Annotated in this window: 14 protein-coding genes and 3 pseudogenes; 10 read left to right on the top strand and 7 right to left on the bottom strand. The window is 70.3% G+C overall.

Annotation, left to right across the window (positions count from 1 at the left end; all coding sequences use genetic code 11):
- Positions 1–337: 337 nt before the first annotated feature.
- Positions 338–697: pseudogene (locus tag ACWC09_RS26005) on the top strand (transposase); the annotation flags it as partial.
- Positions 698–882: 185 nt separating this feature from the next.
- On the opposite strand, the gene ACWC09_RS26000 reads toward ACWC09_RS26005, so the two are convergent.
- Positions 883–1,713, bottom strand: a complete 831-nt coding sequence (locus ACWC09_RS26000; protein WP_450852995.1) for a DUF2182 domain-containing protein — start codon at positions 1,711–1,713, stop codon at positions 883–885.
- Between the two features lie 380 nt (positions 1,714–2,093).
- Here ACWC09_RS26000 and ACWC09_RS25995 point away from each other — a divergent pair, with 380 nt between their 5' ends.
- Together ACWC09_RS25995 and ACWC09_RS25990 are read left to right on the top strand one after the other, a co-directional pair.
- Positions 2,094–2,750, top strand: coding sequence for a DUF1326 domain-containing protein (locus tag ACWC09_RS25995; protein ID WP_450852994.1), 657 nt, complete (start codon positions 2,094–2,096; stop codon positions 2,748–2,750).
- Between the two features lie 466 nt (positions 2,751–3,216).
- The gene (locus ACWC09_RS25990; RefSeq protein WP_450852993.1) at positions 3,217–3,558 is read left to right on the top strand and encodes a TfoX/Sxy family protein; all 342 of its coding nucleotides are present in this window, start codon (positions 3,217–3,219) and stop codon (positions 3,556–3,558) included.
- A 157-nt stretch (positions 3,559–3,715) separates the two neighbouring features.
- On the opposite strand, the gene ACWC09_RS25985 is transcribed toward ACWC09_RS25990, so the two are convergent.
- Together ACWC09_RS25985 and ACWC09_RS25980 are read right to left on the bottom strand one after the other, a co-directional pair.
- Positions 3,716–4,408 carry a GNAT family N-acetyltransferase gene (locus ACWC09_RS25985; protein WP_450853011.1) on the bottom strand — a complete coding sequence of 231 codons (693 nt, stop codon included), beginning with the start codon at positions 4,406–4,408 and terminating at the stop codon, positions 3,716–3,718.
- Between the two features lie 6 nt (positions 4,409–4,414).
- Positions 4,415–4,729: pseudogene (locus ACWC09_RS25980) on the bottom strand (GNAT family N-acetyltransferase); the annotation flags it as partial.
- Positions 4,730–5,072: 343 nt separating this feature from the next.
- On the opposite strand from ACWC09_RS25980, the gene ACWC09_RS25975 reads away from it, so the two are divergent.
- Positions 5,073–5,801 (top strand): flavodoxin family protein, encoded by a 729-nt coding sequence (locus tag ACWC09_RS25975; RefSeq protein WP_450852992.1) that lies wholly within the window; start codon positions 5,073–5,075, stop codon positions 5,799–5,801.
- 457 nt (positions 5,802–6,258) lie between these two features.
- On the opposite strand, the gene ACWC09_RS25970 is transcribed toward ACWC09_RS25975, so the two are convergent.
- From ACWC09_RS25970 to ACWC09_RS25960, 3 genes are all read right to left on the bottom strand, one after another.
- A complete protein-coding gene (locus tag ACWC09_RS25970; RefSeq protein WP_450852991.1) occupies positions 6,259–7,494 on the bottom strand; it encodes an MFS transporter in 1,236 nt (411 codons plus the stop codon).
- A gap of 232 nt (positions 7,495–7,726) precedes the next feature.
- Entirely contained in the window at positions 7,727–8,134 is a 408-nt protein-coding gene (locus ACWC09_RS25965; protein WP_450852990.1) for a TSCPD domain-containing protein, read from the bottom strand.
- Positions 8,135–8,572: 438 nt separating this feature from the next.
- Complete coding sequence (locus tag ACWC09_RS25960) at positions 8,573–8,773, bottom strand: hypothetical protein (RefSeq protein ID WP_450852989.1); 201 nt, start codon at positions 8,771–8,773, stop codon at positions 8,573–8,575.
- Positions 8,774–9,070: 297 nt separating this feature from the next.
- Here ACWC09_RS25960 and ACWC09_RS25955 point away from each other — a divergent pair.
- Positions 9,071–9,289 (top strand): annotated as a pseudogene (locus ACWC09_RS25955) (zinc-binding dehydrogenase); the annotation flags it as partial.
- On the opposite strand, the gene ACWC09_RS25950 reads toward ACWC09_RS25955, so the two are convergent.
- A complete protein-coding gene (locus tag ACWC09_RS25950) occupies positions 9,279–9,809 on the bottom strand; it encodes a transposase (protein ID WP_450853010.1) in 531 nt (176 codons plus the stop codon). The pseudogene ACWC09_RS25955 and the gene ACWC09_RS25950 sit on opposite strands and share 11 nt — an antisense overlap.
- Positions 9,810–10,111: 302 nt before the next feature.
- Here ACWC09_RS25950 and ACWC09_RS25945 point away from each other — a divergent pair, with 302 nt between their 5' ends.
- From ACWC09_RS25945 to ACWC09_RS25925, 5 genes are read left to right on the top strand one after another with little or no spacing between them, the layout of a single operon-like run.
- Entirely contained in the window at positions 10,112–10,651 is a 540-nt protein-coding gene (locus ACWC09_RS25945) for an RNA polymerase sigma factor (RefSeq protein WP_450852988.1), read from the top strand.
- Positions 10,648–11,448 (top strand): hypothetical protein, encoded by an 801-nt coding sequence (locus ACWC09_RS25940; protein WP_450852987.1) that lies wholly within the window; start codon positions 10,648–10,650, stop codon positions 11,446–11,448. Before ACWC09_RS25945 ends, ACWC09_RS25940 begins: the two co-directional genes overlap by 4 nt.
- A 39-nt stretch (positions 11,449–11,487) precedes the next feature.
- Positions 11,488–12,282 carry an ABC transporter ATP-binding protein gene (locus ACWC09_RS25935; protein WP_450852986.1) on the top strand — a complete coding sequence of 265 codons (795 nt, stop codon included), beginning with the start codon at positions 11,488–11,490 and terminating at the stop codon, positions 12,280–12,282.
- Positions 12,279–13,589, top strand: coding sequence for a hypothetical protein (locus ACWC09_RS25930; RefSeq protein ID WP_450852985.1), 1,311 nt, complete (start codon positions 12,279–12,281; stop codon positions 13,587–13,589). Before ACWC09_RS25935 ends, ACWC09_RS25930 begins: the two co-directional genes overlap by 4 nt.
- Entirely contained in the window at positions 13,586–14,200 is a 615-nt protein-coding gene (locus ACWC09_RS25925) for a hypothetical protein (protein ID WP_450852984.1), read from the top strand. Before ACWC09_RS25930 ends, ACWC09_RS25925 begins: the two co-directional genes overlap by 4 nt.
- Positions 14,201–14,301 lie beyond the last annotated feature (101 nt).

Genomic DNA, 14,301 nt, shown 5'->3' with positions numbered 1-14,301 from the left:
CCATCAACCGCAGGTGCCAGCAACCGAATCGGCACCGAACCGGGAGAAGTCCTACTCCGCGCCAATGGGACGATCAACTGACCAGTCGGCCAACGGGCCATCGCGGGGAAGTACCGCACCAACCAGTCATGGCGGCACCTTCCCGACGAGCTCGGGCCGCCGTCCTGGCGCGGCGGCGGACGCCATGGTGCTTGATCATGGCGAAGACCTCCGGTGTGGTGGAGCTGTCTAGGACTGCACCGCACGGAGGTCTTCGTGTCCCACCGTAAGGCCCGGCTGACCGTTCACGGCAGGCGACTGCTGGTCGTACGTGTCCGCGCCGGCCGCCCCGTCGCCCGGACGCTCCCGCGTCGGGCTGAGCGCCAAGTTCCACCTGGCCGCAGACGGCCGCGCACGGCCCCTCGCCTTCACCGTCACCGCAGGCCAGGCAGGTGATGCACAAGCCTTCGAGACGGTGATGTCCCGCATCCGCGTGCCCTGCGGGGGCCCGGGCGGGCCTCTGGCCGTTCTGGCCGACCGCGCGTATTCCTCACGCGCCAACCGTAGCCACCTGCGGCGCCGGGGCATCCGCGCGGTCATCCCGCAGCCGTCGGACCTCAAGCAGCGGCGCGGCCCGGCCACACGAACCGACAAGCTCGCGATCGCCTACGAGGCCGCACTCCACCTCGCCGGCATCCTCATCTGGATCCGACGCTGACCAAGACAGGCTCTGGCGGCCGTGCGCACACGGCTGGCACGCATGGTCGGAAGGGGTGCCGGCCATGGGCCGCGCGTGATCCAGCGCAGGCGGAGCAGCCACACCGCATCAGGCTGCCGGGAGCGCCGATCTCCTCGAAGCGGTCAACTTCTGGCGGTTCACCTGCCTGGATGATCGACAGCCGGTCAGGGTGCCGCACCCAGCATCCGGCCCATCGACGGACCCGGCATCTGCAGGCCCGGCAGCAGCCAGTCCTGGAACGGAGCGAGCACGGCCAGCACGAGGAGGGCGACGCCCACCGCCCAGCTGAGCCAGGGACCGCCCCGCCACAGCTTCTCCAAGAAGATCACCGCCGCCAACCCCGCCATCGCCGCCACGTTCATCACGCCGAGCGGGATCAGGACGATCATCAGGCCCCAGCAGCAGCCGACGCAGTAGAGCCCGTGGTGCGCGCCCACCCGCAGATCCTTCGCCCACGGCCGGAAGCGCGCGTACCGCAGCAGCTGGAACATCGGGCTGCGGCAGTGCCGCAGGCAGACCCGCTTCAGCGGCCCGAACTGCTGAACTCCCGCGAGCAGGAAGGCACTCGCGCCGATCCAGCGGCCCGCCCCGGGGTGATCGTCGACCAGGTGCCCGGTCGCCGCCAGCGCCCCGTACACCAGCAGCCCGAACCCAGCCCAGGCGAGCAGATAGCCGCTGACGAACTCCGTGAGGCGCAGCACACGGACCCGGCCCGCGGTGCTGCGGTTGATCGCCTGCACCCAGGTGAGAGCGACCGGTGCCAGCGACGGCAGCATCATCGCCGCCATCATGACCACCCACAGGAGGAGGAAGAGCGGGAGCGCCAGCCCCATGGTGCCCGGTTCCATCCCCATGTCCCGTGACTGCGCGGCCGTGAGCACCCACGCCAGAGCGGCGATCAGGGTCAGGAGAATCCAGCCGAGGACAAGATCACGCCTCGGTAGCAGGATCCCCGGCCGGGTGGGCTCCGGCGGGGCGAGCCGGAGATGCGGCATGGCATGCCTCCCAAGGACGCCCGCCGTCCCGGTGGCCGTAGCGAGCACTCCGAAGACATCTCCAGCAGAGCACAGAAACGCAGGCGCTTCAAAGCGCAGGAACGGGACACGGGACGGAGCCGTCATGACAGTGAGCGGGCCTCCCCGGTGTGTCGGCGACCGCGCTGGAGGGCGACCCGTGACGACACTCCGGTTGAGCCTTCGAGACATTCCGGGGCTCGACCGGCTGACGTTCTCTCTGGGTGACGACCTGATTGCAGTTCGTGTGGGTGTCGGGGGCCGCTCAACCCCTCCCGCCTCCGAAGGGCACTTCGCTTTCGCGTCGCTCGGGCGCACCCTGGAAGTGACGCCACTCCGTGTCCTGGAAGAGGAGGTGCGAGATGGCTGAGCAGACTGCCGGCAGCCCGCCTTGGCGCGTGGTCGGCGACTGGTTCGACACCTGCAACTGCGCCATACCGTGCCCGTGTACGTTCGCCCAACCCCCCTCCGAGGGCGACTGCGAAGGCGTGCTCGCCTGGCACATACGCGAGGGACAGTTCGGGGATGTCCGGCTCGACGACCTCAATGTCCTGATGCTCGGATCCTTCACCGGCAACGTGTGGACCGGCGAACACACCGACCCGTTTGCCGCCGTCTTCATCGACGAACGCGCCGACGATCAGCAGCGCGCCGCACTCGGCGCGATCTTCGGCGGGGAGGCCGGCGGCTGGCCCCAACAGTTCGTCCAGGACTTCCACCCGGAGATGCGCGGCATGGACGTCGCTCCGATCACCGTCGAGGTCGACGAGGACCTGGGGTCGTGGCACGCCGAGATCCCCGGCCGGGTAACCGCCCGTGCCGAGGCCCTCACCGGTCCCACCACGCCCGAGGGGGCGCGGGTCCAGGTCCACAACGCCCCCGGTGCCGAGGTCGGCCCGGGGCAGATTGCCACCTGGGGCCGGGCCACCGCCGATGAGGCCGACGCCTTCGGCTTCAGCTGGAGCCGCAGCGGCAAGTCCAGCAAGTACTTCCCCTTCGACTGGAGCGGCCCCGACTGACGTGCGATCGGCCGGGTCTCAGCGTGGTTGGTCATCAGGGTCTGCGCTGCCACAGCCTCTCCCAGGCCATGGCGGAACACGATGAGCCTCTGATCCGCTTGGCGCCGTCTGCTCAGGGATTTGCCCGGGCCTGGCGGCGGCAGGAACTCGTCGCAGGGCGTGCGGTCGAACACGAAACGGCTGCGGAGGATGTTCTTGTCGCGGACCGTGACGCACTCCGCGGTCGGCGCGCTCTTCGCCGGGATCGTCTTGGTGTCGTACAGGAGCAGACCCGTTCTGCCGTCCCCGAACGCGGCGATCATCTCCCCGTGATCAGGAACCCTCCGGCGAACGGCTCAAGAATTTCCCGGCACGCGGCAGAGCCGTCGAGCCGCCCGGCCGGGGCGTCGCACGCGACGCCGTCGGCGATGTAGGCGCATCGCCAGATCTTCCGCTGGTGGCCACTGACGGGGAGGGCAGTCGAACGATGACATACGACAAGGACCTGGCAGACCGCATCCGCGAGGCGCTGTCGGGCGAGGCGCAGGTCCGCGAGGTGGGGATGTTCGGCGGCCTCACGTTCATGGTCAACGACAGGATGACGGCAACGGCCAACACCCATGGACAGCTCATGGTCCGCTGCGATCCCGAGCGTGTCGAGGAATTGCTCGGGCGAGACGGAGCGGACTGGCCGGAGATGCGCGGCCGCAGGATGAGCAAGGGCTGGATCGTGGTCGACACCTACGGTACGGAGTCGGAGGAAGCCTTCACGTCCTGGATTGAGGAAGCCCTTGACTACAACAGGAAGGTCAGCGGCAGTGGCGGCTGACGGCGGTACTGGGGCCACGCTCCCGTCGACGGTTTCCTGCCCCGATGCGCGGTCCCCGGGCCAACTGACGGCCACTCAGAAGGAAGCACCTGACTGGGGCTGAGTTCGGCCGACGGGGCGGTTGAGCGACGCATGGGGTGGCGTCGGCCCACGCTGCTCAACTGGTACCGGCCTGGCGGGTGCGGCAGCTGGGCGCAGCAGGGTCGAGTGGGAGGTCGAGCCAGACCCGGTCGCGTAGTTCGACGCCGTCGATGAGGGTGCAGGGCTCGTAGCCGGTGCGGGGGGTGAAGGCGTCCCGTTCGATCGCTTGCATGCGGAATCCCAGTCGCTGGTAGAAGCGCAGGTTGCCGATGTCGGCCGCGGCGGTGGTGACCAGCAGGCGTTTTCCCGAATCGCGGCAGACCAGGTCGATCGCACAGTGCACCAGACGCCTGCCCACACCGGTGCGCTGAAGGTCCTCCCGTACGGCCATGTTCTTGATCTCGAAGGTGTCGGCCTGGTCGGTGTCCACCAGCTGCAGATGACCGAGCACATCCGTTCCGCGCAACGCGACCAGCACGCGCCCGTCCTCGATGTAGGAGGCGAGGTGCGTGGGTGAGTCCTCGGCCAGTTCGAACAGGGGCCGCAGCTTCTCCCGCGAGCCGTCGTACGGCACCACGCGCACCCCGTCGGGGGTTTCGGCCCATGGACCTCGCACCGTGTGGACCACATGGGCGGCAACCGACGCATCAGGGCGCGCCGCGGCTCCACTCGGTGGAAACTGCTTCACCAGAACGGCACGGGCGTACAGCAGGTGGAATCCCCGGCGCTGCACATTCTGCTGGGACTTGGAGCCAGGTTGGGTGGTCACGACGGCGATGTCGCAGTCGGCGGCAGCGGCGTCGGCGAGCCGGGTCGAGAGCAGGGCGGTCTGGATGCCGCGTCGGCGGTACGAGGGGGCGGTCGCCGCGCCCGTGAACTGTGCGACGCCGTCCGCGATGCGGAGGCTGCCGCCCCCGGCGACGGCTTCCTCGGCAGCGAGGTCGCGGAGACCAACCCGCAGGCCCGGCTTGCCGTGGCCACCGGGTTCCTGCGCTGGGAGGCCGCCATCCGCTCCGGCCTGCGGGACAGCGCGACCGCGGCGACCTCGACGGCGATCCCGAAGAACCCGCCCTCGCCACCCTCGCCGCACTCCAGGGCGGCCTCCTGCTCACCCAACTGCAGCGCCAGGTCCGGCCGTTGGAAGTGACCCTCGACGCGATGCTCGCCCACATCGCCTCGCACACGAAACGCCCTTGACGCTGTCGTCGGCGTCAGCACGCCGCGCCCGAACGCGTGGGGGAGTGCGCCATGGGCCGGCACCACGAGACGATCGACGCGGAGCCAGGATCCCTGATATCCGAGCACACGCGACATCGGTCGAATTGATGACGGATGAGGGGCAAAGCGCGACAAACGGATATCGATGCGAGAAGCTGCGGCTGGACCCGTCCCCGTTCCGGGGCGGTCTGCCGCCTGACGCGAAGGAGCCCGCCGTGACCGCCGCGAACCCCGACGACGCGTACCGCTTCGACGACCTCACCGCCGTGTTCATCAACTGCACGCTCAAGCCCTCTCCGCAGCTCAGCCACACCCAGGGCCTGATCGACAAGAGCGCGGAGATCATGATGTCGCGTGGCGTCACCACGTCCGAGATCCGGGCCGTCGACCACGACATCGCCCCGGGCGTCTATCCGGACATGACCGAGCACGGCTTCGCCACGGACGAGTGGCCCGCACTGTACGAGCGCGTCATGGCCGCGGACATCCTCGTGCTCGCCGGACCGATCTGGCTCGGCGACAACAGCTCGGTCACCAAGCACGTCATCGAACGGCTCTACAGCTGCTCCGGACTGCTCAACCCCGAAGGCCAGTACGCCTATTACGGCCGGGTCGGCGGCTGCCTGATCACCGGCAACGAGGACGGCGTGAAGCACTGCGCGATGAACATCCTCTACAGCCTCCAGCACCTCGGCTACACCATCCCGCCGCAGGCCGACGCCGGCTGGATCGGCCCGGCGGGCCCCGGCCCCTCCTACCTCGACCCGGGCTCGGGCGGCCCGGAGAACGACTTCACCAACCGCAACACCACCTTCATGACCTGGAATCTGATGCACCTGGCGGCCATGCTCAAGCGCGCCAAGGGCTTCCCCGCCCACGGCAATCAACGCTCGGAGTGGGACGCGGGCTGCCGCTTCGACGCGCCCAACCCCGACTACCGGTGAGCCAGGGCTTCTCCCGCGGATACGCGCCAGGCGAAGGGACTCGGCGGCGGCGGACCATCCGGCGGGAAGTCCGTCCGCCCGTTTCCGCAGGCGCACGGCGGCCGTCCTGATCCGGCTCAGGACGGCTCCTCGGGCTGGTGGAACGGTGTGACGTAGAGGCCGAGCGCCTCGTCCAGCTGCCGCAGCGCCCTCTCGGCTGTCTCAGCAGCGGACCAGATCGCCGGGCCCGGCTTCTCCGCCGTCTCCTCGTCGTCGTCCTCGGCGCGGTCGCCAATGGGCGATCGGTCCGACTTCGGAACCCTCAGTCCTTGCTGCCCCGGCGATCCGCGTACACCATGACGGTGACCTTCCCCCCGCTGGACCGCTGATGGACGCCCTGTACGAAGTCCCGCGTGGCCTGGTGCCGTTGTGCTTGACGACTGGCGCCGGTTCCCGGGCTTGATCGGCGTCGGCTCCTTCAGGTTGCCTTGCGGTTCGTGGCCGTGGTTTCCGCGGGCGCGGACGACTTCGGCACATCTGGTGATGAGTCCCGCAGACCGCAGAGCGCCAGGACGGTCATCGCTGCCGCGGCCCCCGCCGCCACACCGAAACCGCCGTGCGCACCGAATGCGTCCACCACCCTCCCCGCCAGTGCCGCGGCGCCCGCTGATCCTGCCGCGCTTGCGGAGTTGCCCCAGGTGAACGCCTGGGTGAGGACGGCGCGCGGGACCGCCGACTCGGTGAGGACCGAGGCGAGGATCAGCAGGACCGGCACCGCGAGTCCGGTCAGGGCGAGGGTGGCGCCGACCGCGAGGGGCGCGTCGAGGAAGGTCAGAGGGAGGCTCGCGAGGGCGAGGCAGGCGGCGGCTGCGGTCTGGTGGCGCCGGGGTGCACCGCCGTGACGCCATGCTCCGTAGGCCCAACCCCCCACAAGATTGGTGCAGTTGGCGGCGAAATAGAGCAGTGCTGCCGCGTTGGGCATGCCGCGTCCGACGGCGTACGCGGCGACGGACACCTGCATCGCGCCGAAGAACACCCCGAGCGTGAGGCCGAGTGCGACCTGCCGCAGGAATGCGGGGCGGAGCAGGGCGCGTCCGGCGTGCCGTCGTTCGGCGTGGCCGGTGAGGGGCGGCATGGTGCGGCGTTGGGTGGCGAGGGCGAGCCCGCCGCCGATGACGAGCGAGGCGGCGAGCAGCACCCCGGCACCCGGGCGGCCCGCCGCGCCGAGGACGCTCACCAGGGCCGGGCCGGCCAGGTAGGACACGCCGTTGGCGAGGGCCTCCAGGGCGAAGGCGGTGGGCAGCGCGGCAGCCCGTTCGCCGGACAGCAGGGCGGACCAGCGAGCGGCGGACAGGGCAGCGAGCTGGGGCAGCGTTGCGCCGACGAGCACTCCGGCGACGAGGTCCGGAACGGCGGCGGTGAGCAGCAGTGCCACAGCCCCGGCGTGTGCGCCCAGTGCGCAGGGAAGCACTCGCGCCTGTCCGAACCGGTCGACGAGGCGGCCGAGTTGGGGCCCGGCGACGGCGTCCGCGACAGCGAACCCGCCCGTGACGAGACCCGCGGCGGCATACGATCCGGTGCGTGCGTGCACCAGCCAGACGATGCCGATCCCCGTCATGGCGATGCCCAGACGCCCGACAGCGGCGGGAAGGAAGAAGGCCGCGGCCCCCGAAGTGCGCAGCAGGGTGCGGTAGTTCGCCGAAGCCGAAGGCACGACGCGTCCCTTTCGCCGCCCGGCGGGACGCGCCACATGGGGTCGTCGGCGTCCGGATGTGCCGACCCGTGGCTGCGCCTGAAGCCGTCCAGTGGTGGCGTGGAGCGGGGACGCGCACCCCACGCCGACTCCGTCACCGGGCAGATGTCATGCGGTAGTTGATGACCTCTCTCGAGCGTAGAGGAACGGCGCGCAGAAGCGAACACGGGGGCAGTCTGCGCATGCCTGACGCTCAGCCGCGGCGCGGTCGTGTCACCGCGGGCGCGGACATGGACAGTCCCACGAGATCGGTCCACACAGCGTCGCCGACTCCGTCGAGGGTTGCCTTCGCGGCACGCTCCTCAGCGGTGAGGACGCCCAGGCCGACCCGGACGTCATAGGACAGGTGGTCGAGTGCCAGTCGGCGGCCGACGTAGTCCATGACGGACCCGGCCTGCTTGATCTCCGGGTCGTTGGTGAGACCGGCTGGTTCGAAGCGGGTCCCGACGTAGTCCGCGACGAGAACCTCGAGCGGAACCCCGTGCTGGAGGCCCCGGGTGACGGTCGAGGAGAAGGCGTCCATCATGCCCGCGAGCGTGGAGCCCTGCTTGGCCATGCGGACCATCACCTCGGCCACCTCCCCGTCGGGGGTGCGTGCCACCGGTGAGGTAGCCCTTTCCCTCGCCGACGGTGAACGAACGAGTCGTCGACTTCAGACGCCTCGGAGGACGGAGGACACCCGAGCGGGTCGCCGTCCGTGTGTCGTTGGCCGCCCGTGTCGCCCGGTCTCCGGCCCAGTCGGTCATGAAGCGTCCTCACTCGTCGTCGATCCGTGGTGGTGAAATCGGGCAGAGCTTACCCATATACACAATCTGTGGGCGTCAAACTCCCGATGACCACAACATGTTGTGGTTCACCATAGGGATGAAAGGTCATCGCCACCAACCTCGGCACGCCGGGACGGGCCCCGCGATGCCAGTCGGACCGGCTGGGTTCGCGACATGGACGCCACGTCCTCTGGTGCTGCCCCGCGGATGTCGTCGAGGGATTGATGAAGCCGCCCTCGTTCTCGCGGCGTGCTGTGGCTGCGCTGCTGCTTTCAGACGCCAGGCCCGGCGGTGTTCCAGCCGTGTTCCAGGAGGTCGAAGGCGCTTTCGACGGCTGTTCGGGGATCGTCGCTCGCGCGGGCGAGGGCGGCGGTCTCCAGCGCGAAGTGGGCCAGTGCCGCACAGGTGGGGTTCCCCTGTGGGTCGCCGCTCGCCTCGGTGATGGCCTGGGTGAGCGCGCTCTCGTGCCGCATCCACATGCGATGGGCGTACTCACCGGCAGAAACTCCTTGATCCCCTGCAGGCCCGGGCCTGGTTCTCCACCTGGACCACGCCGATGCCGGTCAGCACGCCGCGCCCTGGCGGCCGCCACCATGCCGGCAGGGCTGATGTCCCGCACCGGTGGCGGGCTGCGCCAACTGCCGGGTCGCCGATCCCGTGGGGATCGCAGTGGATGCGGGACGCCCCCGAACCCGGCATCGGCGACCACGGGGCACGCCATCCGATCCAGCCGTGGCGCGCACCCGAGGGCGCTCCGGTCCATCCCGAGGGACCTGAGCGCCGCGAAGTACGGAGTCCTCCTGTCACGATCGGCGGGCCCCGGAGCGGATCCGCAGGCGGTCGAAGGACTCGCCCAGGCAGCTGCCCTTGCACAGCAGGGCCGCTGGACCGTGCCGGTCGCGGCCGCCTTCACCATCGAGGACGCGCCCGCGGCACACCGGTTGAGCGAGACCGGCCACGCCCGGGGAAAGATCGTACTCACCCTGTAGAGGGCGTCTGAAAAGCCCAGTCAGCGGGCTGGTCGTGCGAGGCGACGCACGAGGAGCACGGCCATGGAGAGGTAGATGGCGTTACCCGAACACACACGCACGTACGCGTAGTCCTTCGACAGACGACGGCACCGTCCCAGCCAGGCGGTTTGACGTCCGCTCCACCACCCAACGCCGCGGGACCACCGCGAAGAGGGGCACTGCCGCGGGCGGTGTCCCTGCCTTCGCCCAGGTCGAGCGGAATCCTCCGTAGCGGCGCCGCACGACCTCGACGGTGATGCCGCACCGCGGCGCCGTCGCGCTCGCCGACGCTCGCCGGGCTCACGCAGGCCACCAGGACAGTGCCGCGGGTATCGACGAGCAGGTGGCGCTTGATGCCGCTGACCTTCGTGCCGCCGTCGTACCCGTGCAGGCCGCCGCGCTCGCTGGCCCGGACGCTCTGACGGTCCACGATGGCCGCGCTGCGAGTGGGATCACGGCCGATCTGCGCCCGCTCGCGTTCGCGCAGCGCCGTCAACATCCGCTCCCACACGCCCTCTTGCTGCCATCGCCGCCAGTAGTGGTAGACGGTGTGCCACGGCGGCAGGTCATGCGGCAGCACCCCTGCACAGTGAGGGTCGACTTGGCGAGTGGGTACGACGCCAGTGAGCGCGGGGCCCGCCTACGCGAGGCGATTCAGGGCAGCTGCGCACGGCGCGATTCGGGCCGGTCGGCGATGTGGACGACCTCGCGCTCGGCGTGAAGCGCTGTTGCCTTCGGTGGCCGCCGAAGCGTCCGAGAACCTGAATGGACGGTCGTTTCGTCTCCCTGATCGTGAAAGGCATGGCAGACCTCGACGAGGCAGAACTCGTGCGTCGCGTCGCCGGTGGTGACCGGGCGGCGTTCGACGAGTTGTATCGGCGTACTTCGCCCTGGTTGGCGGTGCGGCTGCGCCGCCGCTGCGCCGACGACGACGTCGTCGCCGACGTGCTCCAGGAGACCTACCTGGCGGTCTGGCGTGCGGCCGGCAGCTTTGCGGGCTCCGTGACCGAGGGCAGTGCGGTCGGCTGGCTCTGGTCCATCGCCGCGAACCGTCTCGTCGACGCGTTCCGCCGACGCGCCCGGCAGGAGCGGGTGCCGACCGTTGCCCTGCTCGATACGACCGCGCCGGCCGCCGAGGACGAGGTGATGGCGCACCGCGTCGACCAGAACTTCGAACAGGCGCTGCTGCGGCTGCCACCGGAGTTGCGACAGGTGCTGCAGGCGATGGTGCTCGACGACTTGTCGGTCCGTCAGACGGCGGTGCTGCTCGGTATGCCGGAGGGCACGGTGAAAACCCGCGCGCGGCGGGCTCGGATCGCGTTGCGGGAGGCGCTCTCATGACTCATCCCTCCACCACGATCCTGGCCCGCTACGCGGACGGCGGGCACGGACTCGACGACGCCGCGCTCTGGTCGATCGAGGTCCATCTCGACGCGTGCGCCAACTGCCGTGCGTCACTGGCCGCCAAGGCCACCCCTGCCACGACGGATCTGCTCCACCGTGTCGCCGTCTCGCTCGGCCAGGCGATCGAAGCGAGCCCGTCGCCGACCCGGCAACGCGCACCAGCAGCGGCCGTGCACCGACGCTGGCTCGCGTGGACGCTGCTGCCCTGGCTCGCGGTGACCGTCGCGGTGCTGGGCTGTGGCGTACTCCTGGACGCAGCCGAGCCGAGCCTGCCGTCGCTCGTGCTGCTGCTGGCCCCGGTGGCTCCGCTGCCCGGCGTCGCGGTGGCCTGGAGCCGGCGGATCGACCCCGCCTGGGAACTGATCGCCACCACACCGGCAGCCGGCCTGGCCATGGTGCTGCGGCGGACGCTCGCGGTGCTCGTCGTCGTGCTTCCGGCACTGCTGGTGGCGGGTGTGAGCACCGGAACCTCGCTGGCCCTCACCCTGCTGCCGTGCCTGGCGTTCACGGGGGCCACCCTCGTGCTCGGCGCCCTCATCGGCGTACGGCGCGCGGCGATCGGACTCGCGGTGGTCTGGTCCGCGGCAGTCCTGCTGCCGAGTGTGGCGGCCCAGTCCCTGTCCCCGGTACTGCAGCCGGGCAGCACCGCCGACTGGGTGGTGGCCACCGTGGGCCTTGCCGCGATCACACCGCTCGCCGCCACGCACTTCCGTCGCCTGACCAGTGGCAACTGACCCCCATCAACAGCATCAACAGGATCAACAGGAGAGACCATGCGAGCGGTGCGTGCTGCCGAAACGGCTCCCACCCTTCATCCCTGGCTCGTCCACGCCAAAGAACTGCGTGTCCGGGCCGGCCGGCACCTGGCCGTCGACGGACTCGACTTGACGCTGACCGCCGGCGTGCACGGTGTGCTCGGCCCGAACGGTGCCGGCAAGACCACGCTGATGCGCGCGCTGTCCACCGTCGTCAAGCCCGCCGGCGGCTCATTGACGCTGCTCGGCGCACAGGTGGACGGCCGTGCCGACCTGCGCGAGGTGCGTCGCAAACTGGGGTATCTGCCGCAGCAGTTCGGCTTCTACCCGCGGTTCACCGTCCGCGAGTTCGTCGCGTACATGGCCTGGCTCAAGGAAATGCCCAAAACCGCGATACCTGACGCCGTGCAACGCGCGATCGATCGGGTGGGTCTCACCACCAAGGCCGACGCCAAGATGAAGACGCTGTCCGGCGGCATGCAGCGCCGGGCCGGCATCGCCCAGGCCATCGTGAACGACCCCGAACTGCTGCTGCTCGACGAGCCCACCGTCGGACTCGACCCCGAACAACGTCTCGACTTCCGCGACCTGCTGCGTGACCTCGGCGCCGACAGCTGTGTGCTGGTCTCCACCCACCTCGTCGAGGACGTCGTCGCTGCCTGCACCGACGTCATCCTCATGAACGAAGGCCGACTCCTCTTCCAGGGCACCCCCGACGACCTGATCGCCCGCGGTGGGCAGGGCGACGCGGGCGACAGCCCGGCGGAGCGCGGCTACTCCGCACTCCTGCGCCAGCACCGGAGCAACGCATGAACCGCATCATCGGCATCGAGCTCCGGCGCTCGGCCGCCCTCGGCGCCGCGCTCCTGATCGCCGTCGTCGGCACGATCGTCCTCCAGGCCACCGCGGGGCGTTGGTCCATGGGGTGGATGGCGCTGGCCATGACGCAGCGCGAATACCTCGCGGTTCTCTCGCCCCTTGCGATGGCCGCCGGCGCGTGGCAGTCCTATCGCGAGCACCGGGCGAACGTCGCCGAACTGCTCGCCGCCGTGCCCCGCCCGAGACCGCAGCGTATGGTGCCGATCCTGGCCGCGACGGCCCTGGCGGTGCTCGTCGCCTACCTGGTCACGCTCCTCGCGGCGGCACCACGGATCGCCGACACGGCGCGCTACCTGCCGCCGGCCGCGTTCGTCGTCGTGGCCGTCGGGCTGGTCGCGATGATCGCCTCGGTCTGGCTCGGGTTGGCCGTCGGACGCCTGGTGCCGGCGCTCGCCACCGCACCCGCGCTGGCCGTGATCGGCTTCGCGCTACTGATTTTCGCGCCCCACGCCCTTCCGGACGGCGGACTCACGGCGGCGTTCTCCCCGGCCGTGGGGATGAGCATGTTCAGCGACTACGACACCGTCGACGGCCAAGTCAGCGCAGCCCAGGCACTCTGGATGGCCGCGGTCGCGGTGGCCGGCGTCGTGCTCTTCGCCGTCCAACACCGTAAGTTCGCGTTCGCCGCGCTGCTGCCGCTGGCCATCGGGGCCACGGCCACGGCCCTGGTGGTGCCGACCGGCGATGCCTACGACCAAGGCACGCTCGACCCGGTCGCCCAGGAACTGGTGTGCACTGACGACGCCCCGCGGGTCTGCGTCAGCCGGGCGCACGAAGGGTTGCTGCCCGAGGTGACCCCCAAGGCCCGGCACGCATTGGAACTCCTGACGAAGACTTCCATCGTCGAGGCACATGAGGACACCTCCACGATCTTTCCTCCTACGTCACCGAGGTCGCGGGCCGACACCGCGCTGATGACGATCACGGTCGGCCAGCACGGTCACCTCGCCCACCCGAGAAGGCTCGAACCGACGATGCTCACCGGAGTGTTCACCGGCCCGCTCAGCTGCGGAGACAACCGGAACTTCACAGTCGCCACCGCTGCGGCCTACTGGCTGCTCGACCGGGAGCCGACCGCCGGTCCCGATGGCCTCGAATTCGATGACCCGGACGCCGTCAAGCTCTGGAAGGGACTGCGGGCACTGCCGCGAGCCGAGGCCGAAGCCCGGGTTGTCGCCGTCTATCAGGCCGCCCGGAAGTGCCAGGACACCACCCACCTCCTGAGTCGAGGCGACCGATGACAGGACTGATGCTCTACGTCCGCTCGCGCCAGGTGCCGGCGGCGCTCGGCGCGGCCGTCGCGGGCACTGCCATCGCATGGCTGCTGGCGACGGCCTTCAGCGTCAAGGGCGAGGTGAGCAGCACCGTACTCGCCCTGACGGTCCTGCTCCTGGTAGCCGTCGCCACCACCACGCTCGGAGGCCCCGACGACACCCTGGACCGCACGGCGGCGAGGCCGTGGGGATGGCTGCGGATCTCCCACCTGGCCACGGCCCTGGGATGCGTACTCGTGCTGCTGCTGGCCACACTGCTCACCGGCACGCGGTTCGGGCCGTTCGGATGTGCCGTCCGCGACGCGGCCGGGCTGCTGGGCCTGACCGCCCTGGGGACGGCCACGGTCGGCACCGCCCGGTCGTGGTTCCTGCCTCTCGGGTGGACGCTCGGCGCGGCCGCGTTCCCGGGCATGGGCACCGCGGGGGAGGCGCTGACCTGGCAGACCCAGGCCTTCGACAGCCGGCCCGCGGCCGTGGTCGCAGCGGTACTCACCGCCACCGGAACCGCCGCCTACGTCAGCCGAGGCCCACGTACTACAGCCGGAGATCTTGTCACGGAGCCTGTGCGGTGTCGTTGACCGGGCATGATGCCGGGTGCGACGGCTGAGCAGATAGCCGAGTGGGATGCCGAACTGTCCGCGTGGAACGGTTCGTTGGGGTTCTTGTTCAACCGGCCCGA

The organism is Streptomyces sp. NPDC001617, assembly GCF_053596855.1.
The sequence above is the reverse complement of the archived record's forward strand: the minus strand, read 5'-3'. Positions and strand labels throughout refer to the sequence as shown.